The 15,877-nt window shown below is 30.0% G+C and carries 15 protein-coding genes; 14 read left to right on the top strand and 1 reads right to left on the bottom strand.

From position 1 onward, the window contains the following. Window positions 1-23: 23 nt before the first annotated feature. Complete coding sequence (gene nhaC, locus LQ673_RS08270) at window positions 24-1,424, top strand: Na+/H+ antiporter NhaC (protein ID WP_126477738.1); 1,401 nt, start codon at window positions 24-26, stop codon at window positions 1,422-1,424. 46 nt (window positions 1,425-1,470) lie between these two features. Here nhaC and LQ673_RS08275 read toward each other — a convergent pair whose 3' ends face one another. Then, complete coding sequence (locus tag LQ673_RS08275) at window positions 1,471-2,250, bottom strand: CHAP domain-containing protein (RefSeq protein WP_037589080.1); 780 nt, start codon at window positions 2,248-2,250, stop codon at window positions 1,471-1,473. A 488-nt stretch (window positions 2,251-2,738) separates the two neighbouring features. Here LQ673_RS08275 and LQ673_RS08280 point away from each other — a divergent pair, with 488 nt between their 5' ends. The 13 genes from LQ673_RS08280 to LQ673_RS08340 all read left to right on the top strand — a co-directional run bounded on the left by LQ673_RS08280 (window position 2,739) and on the right by LQ673_RS08340 (window position 15,774). Next, window positions 2,739-4,751 (top strand): helix-turn-helix domain-containing protein, encoded by a 2,013-nt coding sequence (locus LQ673_RS08280; protein WP_037589078.1) that lies wholly within the window; start codon window positions 2,739-2,741, stop codon window positions 4,749-4,751. A gap of 14 nt (window positions 4,752-4,765) precedes the next feature. Next, the gene (locus LQ673_RS08285) at window positions 4,766-5,512 is read left to right on the top strand and encodes a transcriptional regulator, SarA/Rot family (RefSeq protein ID WP_037589077.1); all 747 of its coding nucleotides are present in this window, start codon (window positions 4,766-4,768) and stop codon (window positions 5,510-5,512) included. Between the two features lie 30 nt (window positions 5,513-5,542). Continuing rightward, window positions 5,543-6,091: a tubby C-terminal domain-like protein gene (locus LQ673_RS08290; RefSeq protein WP_126477740.1), complete on the top strand. Its 549-nt coding sequence runs from the start codon at window positions 5,543-5,545 to the stop codon at window positions 6,089-6,091. A 26-nt stretch (window positions 6,092-6,117) separates the two neighbouring features. Then, window positions 6,118-6,480: a hypothetical protein gene (locus LQ673_RS08295; protein ID WP_239705365.1), complete on the top strand. Its 363-nt coding sequence runs from the start codon at window positions 6,118-6,120 to the stop codon at window positions 6,478-6,480. Window positions 6,481-6,610: 130 nt separating this feature from the next. Next, window positions 6,611-7,663, top strand: coding sequence for an LLM class flavin-dependent oxidoreductase (locus LQ673_RS08300; protein WP_037589074.1), 1,053 nt, complete (start codon window positions 6,611-6,613; stop codon window positions 7,661-7,663). Further along, window positions 7,663-8,016: a DoxX family protein gene (locus LQ673_RS08305; RefSeq protein ID WP_025906850.1), complete on the top strand. Its 354-nt coding sequence runs from the start codon at window positions 7,663-7,665 to the stop codon at window positions 8,014-8,016. Before LQ673_RS08300 ends, LQ673_RS08305 begins: the two co-directional genes overlap by 1 nt. 418 nt (window positions 8,017-8,434) lie before the next feature. Further along, window positions 8,435-8,791 (top strand): transcriptional regulator, SarA/Rot family, encoded by a 357-nt coding sequence (locus tag LQ673_RS08310; protein ID WP_037589073.1) that lies wholly within the window; start codon window positions 8,435-8,437, stop codon window positions 8,789-8,791. Window positions 8,792-8,938: 147 nt separating this feature from the next. Next, on the top strand, window positions 8,939-9,547 hold the full coding sequence (locus LQ673_RS08315) for a C39 family peptidase (RefSeq protein ID WP_191836512.1): 609 nt from the start codon (window positions 8,939-8,941) through the stop codon (window positions 9,545-9,547). Between the two features lie 77 nt (window positions 9,548-9,624). Further along, on the top strand, window positions 9,625-11,124 hold the full coding sequence (locus tag LQ673_RS08320; protein WP_107578001.1) for a DUF6583 family protein: 1,500 nt from the start codon (window positions 9,625-9,627) through the stop codon (window positions 11,122-11,124). An 18-nt stretch (window positions 11,125-11,142) separates the two neighbouring features. Continuing rightward, complete coding sequence (locus LQ673_RS08325) at window positions 11,143-12,309, top strand: ABC transporter permease (RefSeq protein WP_239705380.1); 1,167 nt, start codon at window positions 11,143-11,145, stop codon at window positions 12,307-12,309. Next, on the top strand, window positions 12,306-13,226 hold the full coding sequence (locus tag LQ673_RS08330) for an ABC transporter permease (protein WP_191836511.1): 921 nt from the start codon (window positions 12,306-12,308) through the stop codon (window positions 13,224-13,226). Before LQ673_RS08325 ends, LQ673_RS08330 begins: the two co-directional genes overlap by 4 nt. Window positions 13,227-13,237: 11 nt before the next feature. Beyond that, entirely contained in the window at window positions 13,238-13,906 is a 669-nt protein-coding gene (locus tag LQ673_RS08335; protein WP_037589065.1) for an ABC transporter ATP-binding protein, read from the top strand. Window positions 13,907-14,382: 476 nt separating this feature from the next. Next, window positions 14,383-15,774, top strand: coding sequence for an L-cystine transporter (locus tag LQ673_RS08340; RefSeq protein WP_037589064.1), 1,392 nt, complete (start codon window positions 14,383-14,385; stop codon window positions 15,772-15,774). Window positions 15,775-15,877: the final 103 nt, after the last annotated feature.

Here is a 15,877-nt window from a genome sequence, read left to right on the forward strand (position 1 = left end):
AAGTATATTGAAGGGGGCATTATATGAAGAGATTACCAACTTTATTTGAAGCAATTTCTACGATTTTATTTATGGGGCTAGTCGTATTGATTGGTTTTGGGATTTTACATTATCCAATTCAGCCTTTATTAATTATTGCAGCGGTTTATGCGAGCTTTATAGCCATTAGAGTAGGCTTAACTTGGGAAGACTTACAAGATGGTATTACAAAGAGGCTAGCAACTGCAATGCCAGCTATATACATAATATTTGCAGTCGGTATTTTAATAGGTACGTGGATGTATTCAGGCACTGTACCTGCTTTAATTTATTATGGTTTAGAAACGATCAATCCGACATACTTTTTAGTAACTGCATTTGTCATAACAGCCGTTACATCTGTCGCTACAGGTACTGCATGGGGATCAGTAGGTACAGCTGGTATAGCATTAATGGCGATTGCCAATGAAATGAATATTCCGATAGGTATGGTTGCAGGTGTTGTAATAGCAGGTGGTGTGTTTGGAGATAAAATGTCACCACTTTCTGATACGACCAATTTAGCTGCATTAGTAACGAAAGTAAATATCTTTAGGCATATCCAACATATGATGTGGACGACAATACCTGCATCAATTATTGGGCTTATTATATGGTTTATAGCAGGCTTACAATTTGATGCTAAAAATGTAGAAAGCAAAAGAATAAATGAATTGCTGAGTAATATTGATACAGCTTTTAATTTAAACTTTTGGGTATGGGTACCAGTTATTGTTATAGTCTTAGGTATTAGTATAGGAAAACCTACTGTACCGATGATGTTATTATCTAGTTTAGTCGCAATGTTTGTAGGTGTGTTTAATAATGGATTTGAAATAGTAGATGCATTTAATGTAACGATGCAAGGTTTCAATATCAATATGACAGGCTTAGCTGAAAGTGATGCATCAAGTTCAATGGTAGAACTGTTACAACGAGGTGGCATTATGAGTATGACTGAAATTGTTGTAACGATTTTCTGCGGTTATGCATTTGCGGGTATTGTAGAAGCATCTGGCAGTTTAAAAGTTATTTTAACGACAATATCTAGTAAAGTCTCTAAAGATTCACATTTGATATTAGTTACGATAGCGGGAAGCTTAATACTGGTATTTGCAGCTGGTGTTGCATCTGTCGTAATTATTATGATAGGTGTATTGTTAATGGACATGTATAATGAACGTAATTTAGATCGTGTAAACTTATCAAGAACGCTAGAAGATTGTGGGACAATGGTATTGCCATTTATCCCATGGGGAACATCAGGTATATATTATCGTGATTTATTGGGTGTTTCGTTAGGAGATTTCTTCTGGTGGGCTGTACCATGTTATTTATGTGTGTTCTTTGCAGCATTTTATGGTATAACAGGTATCGGTATCAAAAAAGTAAAAACAAATGCATAAAAAAAGAGCAATCGCAATGATTGCTCTTTTTTTATTTATATTCATCTTAGTGAATGTAGTTGTAAGAACCAGCTGCTGAAGCTGAGATTGTACGAGTTGAAACAACACCTACACCTTGGTAGTTCATTTCAGAAACTTGAATAGAACCGTCAGAGTTTACTTTATCTACGTAAGCAACGTGACCGTATCCACCAGCTGTAGTTTGTAATACTGAACCTGCAGATGGTTTGTTATTTACTGTGTAACCAGATTGTGCTGCTGCGTTAGCCCAGTTATTAGCATTTCCCCAAGTGCTACCTAAGTCAGGACGTTTGCTGAATGCATAGTAAGTACATTGTCCTGCAGTGTATAAGTTAGCTCCTCCACCAGTTGATGGGCGAGAAGTTGATGTAGTTGTAGTGCTTACATTTGAACTTGAGTTTGATGTAGTTGCTGTATGGTTGCTAGTTGATGGTGCTTGTGTAGTTGTTACACGAACATTGTTTTGGTTTGAAGATGTGTTATGAGAATCTCCTAAACCACCACCATTTGGTGCAGCATTGAATGCTGGTTGTGAATAATTTGTATTTGAAGCTGCTTCGTTATTTGAAGAAGCAGTGTTAGTTGCTACTTGTTGTTGAGCTTGGTAACCGTAATGAGATGATGGATTCCAGTTACCTTCCCAAGTGTAGTGGTAGTTACCTTGTTGGTCAATTGTGTAATTGTAAGAATAAGAATATGGATCGTTTGGATTATATCCTTGTGTATTTTCTGCTGCATCTGCGTCATGTGCCATAAATGTTGCGATTCCTGCTGTTGCGATTGCTGCTGTTGCGATTTTCTTCATAATAAATAAATCCTCCTAGATAATTTAAAAATAATTTTTTCGTATATGTTTTATGTTTTTTTTCTAATAAGTTTTTTCTTCGCTGTTAATCAACAAAACCTACTTTATCAGAAATAGTTTAGTTTGTGTTGAATGTTAAAGCTTTGTAATTTAATTTAAATATCTAAAGATTTCATGTAATAATTCCGAACATTTTACACTGAATAAAGAACGTTATAATACCAACGTTTTTAAGCACTTTTAGTTACTAAACAGGATTCTTTGTTACACGTTTGTAATATTTAAGACATAATAAAATAATTGACTTTGGATAATAATACGAAAAATTATATCCAATAAATAAAAGAATATTGCTTCTGAAGGATTAAAATAAGTACAAAATTTCATAATAAAAAGTCAAGAATAAAGTATTTTTAGTAATATTTGTTGAATTATAATTATCGTGAATAGTAAATAAAGATGTTTCATAAGGAATTGAGGTGTTTGACATGTTATATGATAGTAATTTTAAAATTTACCAACCTTTAAATATTAAATCTGATTTTAATATGGGGTTATTACTTCTATTTGTAATAGAAGGAAGTAGTAAAATCTATATCAATGGAAAAATAAGAGTTTATCGAAAAAATGAAATTATCATCATTAATGATTTAGAACATTATCGTATCTATTCTAAAGAGGATACTGTTATAGCAAGTTTATATTTATCAAGATGTGAACTAGATTACTTTTTTCAATTTGATAAAAAGTATTATATTGATGTAGATAAACTTGATTACAAAGCGCTTAGGTTTTATATGAACAAGGTGCTCGTCAATTACTTTAAATATAAAAATAATAAAGATAGAAATGTGATTAATGCAATTAAGCAATTGATGATGACATTGAGGTTATATAGGATTGTAGATGAAGATCATGATTACTTTTTAAATAATGATATACATAAAGCAATCAATTATATGTATGAAAATTATAAAGAAAAATTATATATAGGTGAAGTTGCGACGAATTGTATTTTATCAGTGAGATGGTTTTCAGAAAATCTAGAAGAAATAACGGATATGAGATTTATAGGACTTAGAAAAAGTATACGTTTATCTTATGCCGTATTTGACTTGATCTATTCAAAGAAATCTATTACACAAATTGCGGGGGATAATGGATTTACTTACGAATCGAACTTTATAGAAAGTTTTAGAGAAAAGTATCACATAACGCCAGCGAAATATCGAAAGCAACTGACCAATGATCAGTACTATCCATTTAGTAATGAACGAACAATTCTTCTTAAAAATTATGAAAAGATATCTCATCGTATAAAGGAGTTATCTACCAATGTTGTAGATTATGTTAGTTCAGATATTCATATAGATACACAATCAACATCAAAGATTCCAACTTCAAATTTATTAATATATATCAGTAACATTGAAACATTAACTAATAATTTTCAGCAATCAAAGTTATTAACGATGAGAAGAGAAATTGGGCAATTTGGATTATTGTTTTCGCATCACTTACTTAATGGACTTTTAAACGAATCGAATTTTGAAAGTAATAGATTGATGCATCAAATGTTTTCATTCTCATTAGAACACCAATTTGAGATTTCATTTGAAATAAATTTATCTAGAACTGAAAATTTAGAAGTGTTTACAGATAAATTTAAGCGACTATTAAATTATTTAATTGATTGTACGTACTATTATGGACAGAGGCAGTTTCATTTCTATTTAAATATGACATATTACCAATATAATCATGTTTATAAAATGATAAATGAAACATTGAAAGATTCAAAAGTAACGTTAATTTTGAATGATTACGATAAATACTTAGCTAATCAAATGACACATATAATAGATGGAAATAACCAAATTGCATGCAAAGTTTACAATGAATTAGTCTCCGACAGAGAAATAACTACTATATTAAAGAATAATTCTTCGTTAAATATCTTATATCAACCGACAACCCCTAATCGAATCGAATCACTTATTGAAACATTTAAATGGTGTTTAGAGTATAAGCAAAGAATTTCAATTATTATAGATGATACTTGGATTGATAGTATGATACCTTCACAGAGCAGTCACCTTATGATCAAAGAATTACAATTAAATAAAGAAAGTCAGTATCAGTTATTTGAATTAATCTTAACTTTAAAAAGATTAAGAGGAAATATCGTGTTTTTTAATGACAATATTGTAATTACGCATTATTTAAATGAATATCAGCTATTAATTTTTCCAAATAATAAACTGTTTAATAAGCTGCATCAAAAACTAAATATTACTGGATTGAACATTGAGGATATTGAGTATAGAATTCACGATATTTGTATTAAACGTAATAAGCCAATTAATCAGCATTTTAATGAAGAAACTGGTAATAAGATAAATACAATAAATTTTGAGAAAGAGTTAAGAAAATTAGTAATAGATTATGATTCTTCAGCTGATGTCATTAAGCATATCTATATAAAACAAAAAATAAAATAAGGTGGTATTGAGCTATGACTGAATATAAGAACGAATTATTGAAATTAAATTATTTAAATTTTCAAGTGAAGAAAATACTAAAGAAAAATTACGCATTAAATATTTATCATTTAAAAATTTTGCAGTTTATTAACGATAATCAAAATAGAAGAAAATATACAGCTCTAGATTTTAAAGAAGTACTTCGTATTAATCAAACGATGTTAACTCATGTCATATCCTATTTACATGATTTGAACTATTATAAAAAAGAACGATTAAAGCAAGATGAGAGAAAAATCATTATAATAGTAGAAACTCGTCACAAATCGAAAATATCTCAATTAATTAATCAAATAGAAATGGATCTTCAGCATAATTTAAATGAGATTTATCCAGACTTAAATATGGATTGTTTCGTTGATTATGTGATAGAGGTTAATCGTGTGATGAATGATATACATCTCAGTATCAATCATGAATATAGAATGAACATCGATCAATTTATGATTTTATTATTTATAGAGATGTCTAAAAATGGATGTAGAACATTAAAAGATATTAAAGATCAGTTTGGATGGGATTTAGTAAAAATCAATAAATCTATAAAGGCACTTGTAAAGTTAAACTATCTTGATAAAGAAAGATCAAATACAGATGAACGAATTGTATTAGTTTCAATTAAGAAGGATAAAGAAAAGTTGATTAAATTAATGATAGAAAATGTACTAAAATCACAAAATATTAAAGATGGTGAACAAAATTTAGCTATGGTAGAATGAGCATAATAACAACTCATTCAGGAGGTTAATATGTCACATTTTCATTTCAAAGAAAACTTTTTCGGTGCATCAACAAAACCAATCGAAGTCTATGATGAACACAATAATCCTGCATTTATACTAAGCTTATATTATACGTCCACTAGACAAGAAACATTTGCGTTGTTAGGAAGAAAGAAACATAATTTTATGATTGAATTTGAAGGCGGCACTTTTAAAGTGTTACAAGAAAGATCGATTGAAGGAAAGTTAAAGACACCTTTTAAAACTGTTTGGGAAGTATTTAAGAACGATACTAAAATAGGTACATTCGAAACAAAAATTGGATTTAAACCTAGAATAATATTTAATGGTGAAAAAAACGATACTTTATTGTTTGAATCAGGGTTTATATCTAGATCTGTAAAAGTAACAGATGAAGCAAATAATTTAGTCATGGAGACTAAGTCTGAAAGATTTAAAATTGCATCCAATCATAATATTGAAATTGTTAATTCAAAATATCATCCTGCAATGTTAATCATGCTATTCCAAGTATTTTTTGAGTATCAGGAATATCAAAGAAGTAAATCTAATTAATTGATAAATGAAGGGGATCGTTTACGTTGTTTAAATTTTTTAAGAGAGAACAACTGAATCAAGATATTACGCATGAAATATCTGAAATAGATGGCATGACTATTGTTGATGCGTATTATATACAAGATGATCAAGTTGAATTATATAAACAAGACCGTGAAAGATATAGTGATGCATTAATTTATATTTTGAGTCAATATTTTTCAGACGTTGATAGAATGTTTGAAGGTAGTGAAGATGGAGAAGCAATTGTTGCATTTCAAAACGGAGAACCTAAAAAATGTATTTATTTAAATCCAGAAACAATCGATCAGTTAAGGATTTATGAACAAGAGATGCCTTTAAAACAGTCTATTATCAAGTTATGCAATTTAGAAAATAATCATTAAACAAAAAAAGTAGCACACAAACTTCTACAGAAGTTCATGCGCTACTTTTTTATTTTGATTAATATTATTGACAAATGACAATTTAGTACTATAATTATATCTAGTATAATAATTATATCGAGGTGAGAACATGAAATTTGAATTAGGATTATCATCATTTGCTGAAATCTCTCCAATTAATGGTGTGGACAAACCTTTCCCTGCACATGAAAGAATTAATCAAATTGTTGAAGAAATTAAGCTAGCTGATCAAGTAGGATTAGATATTTATGGATTAGGGGAGCACCATAGAGAAGATTATGCAGTATCAGATCCAGTTACAGTATTAGCAGCAGCGGCTAGTCAAACTAAAAACATTAGATTGTCATCAGCAGTAACAGTATTATCATCTGACGATCCTGTTAGGGTCTATCAAAGATTCGCTACATTAGATGCGATTAGTAACGGTAGAGCAGAAATTATGGCAGGTAGAGGATCATTTATTGAGTCGTTTCCACTTTTCGGATATGACTTAAAAGATTACGATTTACTTTATAAAGAAAAATTAGATTTATTAATGCAAATTAATGAAAATGAAACCGTGACTTGGCAAGGACAAACAAGAGCTGCAATTGATCATTTAAAAGTATTTCCAAGAGCAGTTCAAGATAAATTACCTATTTGGTTAGCAACTGGAGGTAATCCAGAATCTTCTATGAGAGCAGGAAAATTGGGATTACCTATCACTTATGCTATTATAGGAGGGGCGCCAAGTCGTTTTAAACGTAATGTGGCAATGTACAAAGCTGTTGCTGAATCAAATGGTTTTGATACATCTAAATTACCTGTAGCGACACACTCATGGGGTTACATTGCTGAAACTGATGAACAAGCTATGGAAGAATATTATCCATCAAGTGCATATGTTATAAATCAATTAGGCCGAGAACGTGGATGGCCACCGTATTCAATGGAAAAATTCGAACAAGAAATTGTTCATGGTGCATTGTTTGTTGGAAGTCCTGAAACAGTTGCAGCTAAAATTATTAAACTGCATGAAGATTTAGGTATTAATCGATTTATGTTACATTTACCAGTAGGCTCTATGCCACATGAAAAAGTATTAAAATCTATTCAACTATTAGGTGAGCAAGTTAAACCGATTGTAGATGAATATATGAAAAATAAGGAGGAAATTAAGTAATGTTAAGATATTTATTAAATGTATATGTAGGTAAACAAATTTTTGATTCAAGTCAACCAAAAGTGAAAGATGACGACGGTATGGCTCAACAATTCGAAGAAGGATTCGGCCTTTCAAGAAATGCTATGAAATTAGCTGGTGGACTTGAATTAGTAGGTTCTATCTTCTTATTCTTAAGTGCTTGCAACAAATCTTTATCAAGATTAGGTTCAGTACTTGTAGGTTCGGTTATGACAGTTGCAGCATATAAACACTATGAAGCTGGACATGGCTTTAAAGGTGCTAAACATGCTTTGACACTTTTAGGTTTATCTGCATTAAGTTTCGTTGATACATTAGGTAAGAAAAAATAATATACAATCTTTAAATCTGGTACATTAAGATGTACCAGATTTTTTGTTTTAAACAAAATTAGGAAAATGCAAAAGAAAATCTGCCATCATCATTATTATATATTATTCAATTTATGGTAGGAATTCTTTATATTTAAAAAGTAATATTTTTTTAAAATGTCATAAATAAAAACTATATACACAGGTAATTTTTTTGTAAAATGTACGCTGTAAGGCTTGATATATAAGGGTTTTTCGTAAAGTTGGAAATGTTGAAAAGTGATTGTTTGAAAATTTATTGAATGTTTTTAAAAGTCATTATAAAATAATAAATATTATTAAATCATTGTGTTGAAAGGGAAAAATGCTATAGATACTAAAGATTGCACAATATACCAATTCAACTATTTATTAGATTATTTTAAGGAGTTGATTTGCAATGGAATCAGTATCAGTACCAATCAGAAACATCGTTGAATTAGTTGTTACAACTAGGAAATCAAAAGATTATATCGCAAATATCAAAAGTCAATTTGCACTCTCGTTTGAAGAAATATATATTTTAGTTTATATATATAAAGGAGAAAAAGATTGTTACAACGTTAAAGATATCATTAAACAATCTAAATTTAAGCCATATTATATTTCAAAAGCCGTGCAAAACTTAAAAGAAAAAGGACTTATTTCTAAAAAGAGAAATGATCAAGATGAGAGAACAGTTGCGTTACAAGTATCAAAAGTTCAACATAAAAAGATAAAAAAATTATTAATGGAAATTGAAGCTGAAATACTATAATAATATCGAGGAGCGGGATAAAGAAATCTTTTTAGTAAAAGATGCTCTGTCCCGCTTTTTCATACTATGTAGTTAAATGTTAAATGATATATTATATGTATAAACAAACGAATTTATTTAAGAAGATATCGTAAAAGGAGAACCTCTATGGGCGAATTATTAAATGTTAAACCGAAAAGTCAATTATTTCCTATACCAATGGTTATGGGGTGTGAAGGTACGGCAAGTTCGATGCTGCTTAATTTCTATAATAAAGATATTAATGCAACGACTATTATGAGAAAGTGGCCAACACATTCAGATAACCCAGAAAAGGGATATGTAGGCAATCATTTTCTAATCAAATTTGGACATCATCAAACTATTTTTCCGAATGTACTTGCAGAATTTCTAAATAGATATGATTCAGAAATTATTGATGGTACGGGTACTGAACTTGAAGATCTAGAGAAGATAATTGATAAAGGTCATCCGGTTGTAATATATCATACGACATTAGGAGCTAAACCGATTCGCAAAATTTTTAAAATCGGTGATAAAGGTAAATCCTATGTTACAAATATCCATGTAACTTTATTAATTGGATATGATGATGAGTATTACTATTATATAGATCCTTTATGGAAGCAAATACTGGGATATGCATATATACCAGCATTATGGCCATCCAAATATCAAATTATCAAAATGAAAAAAAATAAAATGAAGATGAGTTATAATACGCCAGGAAAAATGTGTATTTACAAAAAAATATAATTATTTTTAAAATATTATGTCATAATGTTGTAACATTTGTTATGATATGGTTATAAATTTTAAAAAGAGGTGTTTAAATGTCTACTAAATTAAAGTTACTAATTATAGGAATTGTAGTAGCCTTTCTTGCAATAGTAGGAATTGGTGGCGCAGCAACATATTATTTTCTAACAAATACGCCAAAGAATACATATTTATTAAGTGAACAAGAATCAGCAAAATCTTGGAAAGAATACTTTAACGACAGATTTGAAAACGAAACTGAATTCCAAGATAAAATGAAAGATGAATCTTATGAAACATCATTCAAATTTGGAGCAGAAGTATCAGATTCATTAGTTTCTCAATTAGGCATACCAAAGTCAGTTATCGACTCAACGAATATTGTCTTTAATGTGGGGCATGATCCTAAAGCGAAAAACTCTAAATTAGGTATTGAACCTACAATTGCAGACAACAAGATTGGTAACTTCCAATGGAGCGCAGACAAAAATAATCAATATTTAGAAACACCATTATTTAAAGACATATATAAAGTAAAAAATAATGAAATTAAAAAAGGAATCGAAAAAGCTACTGGTGAATCATTAGATTCAACAGACGGACAAGAAATTACAAATGATTCTTTAAATTTAAATACGATCTTATCTAGCTCTCAAATCTCTCAAGATCAAATCGACAAAATCTCAAAAAGATATAGTGACTTATTTGTTGATCAATTAGATGACGATAACTTTGAAAAAGATAAAGAAAAAGTTAAGATTTTTGATGATGAAAAAGAATTGAAAAAAGTAACAATGAACTTAAGTGAAAAAGATACTAAGAAAATCGTTGTAGCAATTCTTGAAGAAGCTAAAAAAGATGAAGATATTAAAAACATCGTAGAAAAACAAGGTAATGTAAAAGAGTACGATAAAGAAATTAAAGATTTATTGAAGAAAGCTAAAGACGAAGATGTAAAAAATTATCCTAAAGTGAAATCTATCATCTACGTAGACGGTAAAGAAATCTTGAAACGTGACTTAACAATTACAAATAAAGATAATGAAAAAGTTAGAATTCAAGGTACAAATGTTATCGATGATGGCGTACAAGTAGATTATAAAGTATCAGCACCAGGTGAAGACGGTGGACTTACACTTAAAGGTAAATCAACTGGTAAAGATGAAATTAGCGATAAATATGATTTAGAAATCAAAGAAAATTCATACTCAACAACAACATTAAAATTAGATAATAAATCTAAAGTTGATGGAGATAAACGTACAGATAAAGGTAAAGTGACGATTGCACCATCTAGCGGTCAAAGCTTAGACTTAAATTACGACCATAATTTAACAACAGACACTAAAAACAATCAACAAAAACAAAAATTAAATGTTGATTTCGATGTGAATGGTGAAAATATTAAATTAATTATGGATGGTAAAACTGAACTGAAAAAAGACATTAAATTCAAGAAAGATGGCGCGATTGACTTTAATACATTATCAGACTCAGAAGTTGATGATTTAACAAAAGAAATAGAAGATAAGCTACAAGATTTAGGAGAAGATCTTGCGAAAGATATTCAATAATTAGAGAGGAGTGGTTATATGTCGACAATAAAATTGTTCAACATATACCACTCTTTTTTAATTAAAAAGTGGTATTTGATTGCATATATTTTATTATTATTTTTAGCTGTGTTGGCCGTTATGATTGGGGTTAACCAAGTAAATGAAAAAGTTCAGGCGTTTACAATTGGAATCGTAGATAAAGATCAATCTAAAGAAACAAAGTTAATTTTAAATGCGATAGGTGATGGGCAATCACTCGGAAATGATTTGTCTATAAAGCATTATAATGAAGAGAAAGCTCGACAACTATTATCAAAAAAGAAAATTGATGGCTATTTTGTCTTTAAAGATGGCATGACGAAAGCATTTTATAAAAATGGTGAGTTACCAATAGTTGTGAATACATATGATAAACAATCAGTTGAAAGTATTATTATTTTGCAGTTAACAGATTCGGTATATAGCCGGTTAATGTTGTCGATGGGTGGGGCGATGTCATATACATCTCTTTATCCTAGTGCATCCGAAAATGAATTGTTAACGATGATGACAGATATGTTATTTACTGGGTTAAATAGAAGCGGCTCCTTTGATGATGAGCCTATCAAAGTATTTGATACGTTCAGTTATTATACAATTTCTACTTATTTTGTATCTATCTTTTTCTTCTTCTTTTCAATTTTTAGCATTTTAAAAATGAATCAAAAAGATGCATTAAAAGAACGATTAAGCATGTATCATTTCTCTTATGAAAAGTTAACAATTGTAAGGGGTGTGTTTAGTCTTTTCTATACTACACTATGGAGCATACTTGGTTTATGGGTTATCATACATTTTCTTAAACCAGATTTTGAAATGTATAATATTGGGCAACTTATTTTAGATATCGCTTATTATTTAGTTATGATATTTTTAGTATTTCTGTTTATAGATATTGCGTTTAGAAATATATTGAATTATTTGTTTAAAGTTTTATTAACGCTAGTAATCTTATTGTTATCTGGCGCTGTGATTCCAATCATTTATTTGAAAAGTTTGAGTGCAGGATTGATTGAGGCATTACCATTTTCAATTGTGTTTAATCAGCTAGTAGAAATGCTTTTAAATAATTACATCATTGACACACATCCAATGTATTATTGGCATTTAGGTATTATGCTTGTATTAGTAATCTCTGCTTTGTATTGGAGGTATCGCCGATGAAATCAATCTTTCATTTAGTTGTTAAAAAGCAATGGAAACAATATGTAACTTTAGTGGCGTTACTGTTAATTACAATATTGATCATTGTAGGTGTTCAAGCATCTAGCAATCAATTATTTAAAATGCCAATAGCAGTTCAAGATTTGGATGAATCTCAATCTTCAAAAGAGCTAGTGCATACTTTAGAGCAAACAAAATATTTAGAAGTTATACGTTTACCTAAGAATGAGGCATATATTGAAGATGTCATTCAAAAAAAGCAAGCAATTGTAAGCTTACAAATACCTGATGATTTTAGTAAACGGTTAAAAGAAAATCGTCTACGTGATAGCATTCCGTTATATTACAAAGATGATTTCATTGGAGAAATTGCATTAGAAGTGACGAGTAAAGCTTTATACAAACAGCAAATACCCGTCATCATTGAGGATCATTTAAAGAAATCCAAACAAGATGTATCGATGCAAAAAATTAAAAAAGCATATATTAAAAATACGCCTCACTCTAAAATGGAACACCATGCAGTTCAAAAGCATTCAGATGTTTCGATTGGTGCAGCAGTATATGTTGCATTACTATTAATTGTAAGTTGTAGTCAAATTGTATTGCATCAACGACTGAAACAAAATGCTGCACTAGAGCGATTAATGATGTTTAATGGCACAAAATTAAAATTATTTACGTATTATATATTGAGTCATGTCATATTATTATTCGCGATTGTAGTCATCACGAGTTTACTACTATCATGGTCATTAAGCATTGTATTTTATTTAGTCTTATTGATGACATTGTTTATATATGAAAGTGTCTTAAGTATATTCTTATTTAAAATAAATACGCTTAGTCATAAATTATTTATGTCTATCATATGGTCTATCGCAATAAGTTGTCTATATTTGTATTTTCAAGTTTAGGAGGTGTATACATGATTACAATAGAGCATTTATCAAAGAAGTATAAAGATAAAGAAATTTTCCATGACTTTAATACAACATTTAAAGATAAAACACTGACTGTATTATTAGGGGAAAATGGTGCGGGTAAGTCGACATTACTTAGAATGATTACAGCATTAGAAAATCCAGATAGTGGAGATATCCGTTATTTTGGGAAAAAGTTAAGCAATAAAAAAATCAAAGAAATCATAGGTTATATACCTCAAGATATTGCACTATTTGAACATATGACAGTTAACGAAAATATAGAATTTTTTAAAGCATTAAATAAACAACCTATATCTTCAGAGCTTATAGAAGATTACTGTAACCAGTTAAATTTATATGAAAGAAAAGCAAAAATTTCTTCGCTTTCTGGAGGAACAAAACGTAAAGTTAATTTATTAATCGGACTGCTCGGAAATCCAAGTATATTAATTTTAGATGAACCAACAGTAGGTATTGATTTGAAATCTAGATTTGATATTCATAAATTATTAAATCATTTAAAAACAACAAGACTCATTATATTAACAACTCACCATTTAGATGAAGTCGAAAGCTTAGCAGATGAAATTAAGTTAATCGGTAAAGATCCATTCTATAGAAATATATTAACCGATAAATCTTGGACATTTGAAGACAGTCTTGTATTGTGAATAAGGCGGTCGTTAGTAACAAAAGTCAGTGGAATTGTAACTAAGGACGCCTATAGTAACAAAAGTCGGCAGAATTGTAACTAAGAGCCGCCATAGTAACAAAAGTCGGCAGAATTGTAACTAAGAGCACCTATAGTAACAAAAGTCGGTGGAATTGTAACTAAGGAGGCCGTTAGTAACAAAAGTCGGTGGAATTGTAACTAAGGAGGCCTATAGTAACAAAAGTTGGTTGAACTGTAACTAAGGAGGCCGTTAGTAACAAAAGTGGGACGAACTGTAACTAAAGCGACCGTAAGTAATTAAAAAAATCATTATAATTTAAAACATACTAAGTTTATTCAAACAATGATCTTAGTATGTTTTTTTGATTGTATTTATCTGAAATTTTAGAAAAAGAAAAACGTATTGCAAAACATATTTTTAAAGTGTATTCTTATTTAATGTATCGGAATTAAATGTTTTTGGGAGGTCCTTTAATGGAAACACTTTGGGTAGTTATTAATATTATTGTTTTCTTATTATTTATTGGTTTATTAGGTTATTTAAATAAGAAACATGTAAAGTTCTCTAAACGTGTTCTTATTGGTTTAGGAATAGGGATTGTGTTTGGTTTAGCTTTACATCTTATTTACGGTGTAGATTCTAAAGTAACAGAGTCGACAGCTTCATGGTTTGATATTGTAGGTACTGGTTATGTAAAACTATTACAAATGATCGTGATGCCACTTATCTTTATATCAATTGTTTCAGCATTTACTAAAATAACAATTGGTCAAAACTTTGCTAAAGCTGGTGCTTGGATATTTACATTCTTATTAGGAACGGTTGCTGTTGCAGCTTTAGTTGGTATTATTTATGCGATGCTATTCAATTTAGATGCATCACAAATAGATTTAGGTAGTGTGGAAAATAGTCGTGGTCAAGAAATTGAACAAACTTCTAAAGATATGACGGCTAATAATTTACCATCACAAATTCTTGAATTGTTACCTGCAAATCCATTCTTAGATTTCACAGGTGCTAGAGGAACTTCAACAATAGCGATTGTTATATTTGCAGGATTTGTTGGATTTAGTTTCTTACGTGTGATGAGAAAAGAACCTGAAAAAGGTAGCTTAATCAAAAGAGGTATAGATGCGATTTATGCCTTAGTTATGGGAATCGTTACTTTTGTATTAAGATTAACACCTTACGGAATTTTAGCGATTATGACTAAAACGGTGATGACAAGTAACTTTGAAGCAGTATGGACATTAGGTAAGTTTGTTGTGGCCTCTTATGCAGCATTAATTACGATGTTCATCATCCATTTAATCTTAGTATCTGTTGTTGGTTTAAACCCAGCTACTTATGTTAAAAAAGCTAGTGAAACGTTACTATTTGCGTTTACGTCTAGATCAAGTGCAGGAACGTTACCATTAAATGTTCAAACACAAACAACTAGATTAGGTGTTCCAGAAGGTATTGCTAACTTTGCAGGTTCATTCGGTTTATCAATCGGACAAAATGGTTGTGCGGGTATATATCCAGCGATGTTAGCTATGATGATTGCGCCAAGTGCAGGTATTGACATTGATTTACCGTTTATCTTATCTGTAATCGGTGTTGTAGTCATCAGTTCATTTGGTGTAGCAGGTGTAGGTGGCGGTGCAACATTTGCCGCTATACTCGTACTTTCAACATTGAATTTACCTATTGCTTTAGCAGGGGTATTAATTTCAGTTGAGCCATTAATCGATATGGGTAGAACAGCATTGAATGTTAATGATTCAATGTTAGCTGGTACAGCTACTGCTAAAATTACAGGACAATTAGATGAAGAAAAATACAATGACCAAGACTTCAATGAACTTGGAGAGTCATATTAATCATTAATTTTATACAGGCACATACTGATACCGATCGTGAATTTCAGTATTGCCTGTTTTTTATAAAAACTTATTGGTATGCTCGGATATATATTGAAAGCAA

The organism is Mammaliicoccus sp. O-M54 (assembly GCF_022386035.1).
Taxonomy (GTDB): domain Bacteria; phylum Bacillota; class Bacilli; order Staphylococcales; family Staphylococcaceae; genus Mammaliicoccus; species Mammaliicoccus sciuri_A.